The 3374-nt window shown below is 69.6% G+C and carries 2 protein-coding genes; both read left to right on the forward strand.

Annotated elements, in window-relative coordinates; genetic code table 11:
* Positions 1-352 precede the first annotated feature (352 nt).
* A complete protein-coding gene (gene ssb, locus AC5LSR_RS23815) occupies positions 353-979 on the forward strand; it encodes a single-stranded DNA-binding protein (RefSeq protein WP_250283523.1) in 627 nt (208 codons plus the stop codon).
* Positions 980-1291: 312 nt separating this feature from the next.
* Complete coding sequence (locus AC5LSR_RS23820; RefSeq protein WP_250283521.1) at positions 1292-3241, forward strand: DUF7846 domain-containing protein; 1950 nt, start codon at positions 1292-1294, stop codon at positions 3239-3241.
* Positions 3242-3374: the final 133 nt, after the last annotated feature.

The following is a 3374-nucleotide window of genomic DNA, read 5'->3' on the forward strand; positions in this document are numbered from 1 at the left end:
TCGCTCTATCCGCTGAGCTACGGGCGCGCACCACCATTGTGCTGTCTCCTGTCGCGATCACGTAGTGCGGTTACTGGTGATAGCGGAATGAGACCAAATGGGCACTTTGCGTGTTTGGTCCGATGCTCCTTCGGTGGTCAAAGCTCTCACCCTGCCATGGCGAGGGTGGATCGCGCATCCGTGCGGCTTCGCGCCTGTGGATGGATGCGGTTTGTCCACAGGTAGCGGATCGCGGGTGCCAAGCCGGCCGCGGAGCTGGAGAGTGTGAGACGGGACGTAAGGGGCTAATCAGGTCACAGCCACCGTCCGCCACACGGAACCAGGCCGGCTACCCCATGATCCGGGAGGAACCATGATTGAGGCATCGGTCACGCTGCTTGGCAACCTCGTCGACGACCCCGAGCTGCGCTGCACGCAGAACGGGAACTTCGTCTGCTCCCTCCGCCTGGCCAGCACGGCGCGCCGGTTCGACCGCACGCAGAATCGCTGGGTGGACGGCCACAGCGTCTTCATCACCGTCACCTGCTGGCGGCACATGGCGGAGAACGTCAGCGCGTCGTTGCGCAAGGGGGACAGGACGCTCGTGGTCGGGCGGCTGCGGCAGAGGTCCTTCGAGACGCACGAGGGAAACCGCCGGGTCGTCTACGAGGTCGATGCCGACGCCGTGGCGGTCGATCTTGCGAGGCAGACCGCGGAGGTCCGGCGGGTGGTACGCGCGAGCGGGGAGAACGGGGGCGGCCAGGCCGCGGGTGAGGCGGCATCGGCACGGGAGCCTGTTGGCACGCGTGACGGGGCGGATGAGCCCGCTGGCGGGGATGAGGCCCGCTTCGATACCGGCACGGGGTACCGTGATGGAAATCGCACGGACACGGCCGAAGAGGGGCCGTTCGGCGAGTCGTTGCCCAACGTCACTGCGCCAGCGGCAGAGTTCGCCGATATATCACCATCGGTGACGGTTCTCGATCCGGCCGCGGCATGATGTGGCTGCTTCGGCGGATCCGAATTGTTCGTTGTGTCGGCTCCCTGCCCGTGTGGACGCGGACCCGTACCCGGCCGGTGCGGAAGCTGTCGGTAGCGTCAGTCCGTGACCAGTACGCGGGGGGCCGAGACGCCGATGCCGATCCGAGCGCCACAAGGGCAGACGGATCTGTCCCGGACGGACGGCGACGCGCCGGGTGCGCAACCCACGGACCCGTCTACAGACCAGCACGCGAAGCTCTCCGGTCGATATCCGCCCGACCACGGGTTGCCTGGTCAGCCGGATCGCGGGCCGGGGCGACGGGCTCCGCTCGTGGCTGCGCGGTCGCGGTTGGCCGCGGTATCCAGGCCCGGCTGGACGGTTGCGGCGGCGGCCCTGCTCAGCGCCGTCGCCGCGATGCTGATCAACCGGCATCTGTTCCCCTACCTGTCGATCAACAACGACGAGGCGCTCTACCTGCTGCAGGCCCGGACGTTGGCGGGAGGCGACCTGTTCCCGTCGGCGCCACCGTCGGCCGACTCCTACGCACCGTGGCTGGCGGTGGTTACCGACGGTCACTACGTGCTGAAATACACCCCTGTGGTCGCCGGATGGCTGGCCATGAGCCTGGTGATCACGGGTGGGACGGCCACGGCGCTCGCTCTTGTCGCGGCTGCCGCGGTCGGGATGACCTACCTTGTCGGGGTCGAGGTGCTCGACGACCGGCGGGCCGCCGCCGTCGCCGCCTGGTTGCTGGCTCTGTCACCGTTGGTGCTCCTCCAGAGCGCGATGCTGCTGCCGTACCTGCCGGTGCTCGTCCTGTCCGAATGCGTGGTGTTCGGGCTGCTCCGTGGCCTGCGTACCCACCGTCGGGTGCCGCTCGCCGGGGCCGGGCTGGCACTGGGGCTCGCGGCGGCGATACGCCCGTACGACGTTGTGCTGGTCCTCGGCCCGTTTGCGCTGTGGGCGGTGTGGCGGGGCGCGCGGGGACGGCGGTGGTGGATGCTGCGCTGGGTGGGCGCGGGGCTGGCCACTCCGGCCGCGCTGCTGCTCAGCTACAACGCGGCGGCGACGGGCAGCCCCTTCCAGCTTCCGTTCGCGCTCCTGGAGCCCGAGGACAAGCTGGGCTTCGGGGTCCGCCGGCTGTTCCCCACCGACACCGCCCACCACTTCGGGCTGGTCGAAGGGCTCACCGCGATCGGTGATCATCTGTGGCTGCTCGGCGCCTGGGCATGCGGCGGCGCCGTTCTCGCGGTCCTGTCGGTCGCGACGGTCGTCCGCCGGCGGGCGTCCGCACCGGCGCTCACCATCGGTGTCGGCAGCCTGCTCCTGATCATTGGGTATGTGGCGTTCTGGGGCGCCTGGAACGCCGCCGAACTGTGGGGCGGCACCCGCTACATCGGCCCATTCTACCTGATGCCAGTGCTGGTCACGCTCGTCCTGTTCGGAGCCCGCGGGCTGGTGGACATGGCGTCGGCGTGGCCGCGTACCAGCGGTCTCGTCGCCGGCGCGGGTCTTGTCCTCAGCGGGTTCATCCTGGTCGTCGCGCTGCGGGACAACATGGACTTCACCCAGCGTGATCGTGATCTGTTGAACATGATCAATGCTCGGCCTGGTCACACACTGGTCATCGTTTCGGCCGACCCGGCCTTTCTCATGCACCCGACGTCGGTGGTGGCCAACTCGCCGGCGCTGGATGGCCAGGTGCTGTACGCGGTGTCGCGGGGGCAGGCCGACTTGGACGTCGTCGCCGACCATCCGGACCGGTCGCCATACCTGCTCAGGCTGGCCCTCGGTTACAACCGGACGCTGTCATCGCCGTCGGCGGCGTGGCTGGAGCGCCTGCGGGTGGTCGACGGCGCGAGCGTCGCCGTCGGCGTCAGCGCGTCGGTACCGGCCGGCAGCCGAGCGGCCCGTATCGAGGTGACCGCGGACGGCAGACGCAGCTCCTTCCCGATGAGCCCGGACCGGCCACTGGCCAGCCAGCTCACCATCAGCCCCGGCGGGGTGGACACGACCGGCCTCGGGCCCCGTGCAAAAGTCGGTGATGTTCCGGCCGCGAAGGATCGTGCCGCGAAGGATCGTGCCGTGGAGGATCGTTCGGTGACGCTGAAGGTGTTCTACACCCCGTCGGGAGACGGTCGTGAACGCCTCCTCGACCAGGTGGACCTGCCCGTCCGGGTCGATTCCAGGCGGGGCACGGTCAGCGTCCTGGTGTCGGAGAGCCAGGCCGGCGCGGTGGGATCGGGAGTGACGCCGACGATCCGGCTCAGAGCGAGCTGACAGGCGAACCAAGGGCTGCTGACAGGCGAACCGGGCCGCAAGCCGGCCCGTCTACGAGATGCGGGGTACCGGCGGACCGGGGCTGTGATGGGCCGGACAGCGGCGGGCTGGGCAGGCGGGCGGCGCACGGGGC

The sequence above is a fragment of the Protofrankia sp. CiP1_Cm_nod4 genome, from assembly GCF_982290645.1.

Excerpts from the sequence above, each read along its gene's own strand:
- ssb (WP_250283523.1), top strand. The coding sequence starts at position 353 with ATGATTGAGGCATCGGTCACGCTGCTTGGCAACCTCGTCGACGACCCC.